The following is a 592-nucleotide window of genomic DNA, read 5'->3' on the forward strand; positions in this document are numbered from 1 at the left end:
ATTGAATTCCACACGGTCCGTGCTGGCATCAGCTACAAGTTCAGCACCTACTAAAACCTGTCTTCCACAGGCACAGACAAGGCCCGGGTATACCCCCGGGCCTTTTGCGTTTCGGTTCTGTTGCAAACCCGGAGCACGGATGCGGCGGGAACAGGCGCTTCGTTGTGCGCCTATGCGGCGAGCAAATTAAACTGCTCGGCGAGGGCTAGCGGCAATACCGTTGACTTAGGTGTGGATCGCCTTTTTGGGATGTCGGCGGGTGTTGCGCAGGCGTGCGACCCAAGTGTTAAAGGAGCGCAGCGCGAGACCTTGACTCTGGCAATAGGCGGATCGTGACAGCCCACTCGTCTGCCAGGAGTCGATGTGGGCGCGCCAGACCGTCTCCGGCTTGGGTGCCGAAGCAGGCGTTGCGGCGGCTTTGGGCTCGGCCGCAAGAGGCACGGCTGCGGGCAAGAGCACGGGGTCAGGCGGTGGCGCGACAATCCGGATGTAGTCGGCTGCGATGATCCGGCCTGGAACGGCCGGGGCGGCGCGGGCTTTGGTCGGAAAGCCGCTCATCTTGCGCTTGACCACACGTGGGTTGTGTCGCCCC

Annotated in this window: 1 pseudogene; it reads right to left on the reverse strand. The window is 62.8% G+C overall.

The window, feature by feature from the left end:
* Positions 1-225: 225 nt before the first annotated feature.
* Positions 226-592 (reverse strand): annotated as a pseudogene (locus KBI52_RS00975) (hypothetical protein); the annotation flags it as partial.

This window comes from Microvirga sp. HBU67558 (assembly GCF_018069605.1).
Taxonomy (GTDB): Bacteria; Pseudomonadota; Alphaproteobacteria; order Rhizobiales; family Beijerinckiaceae; genus Microvirga; species Microvirga terrae.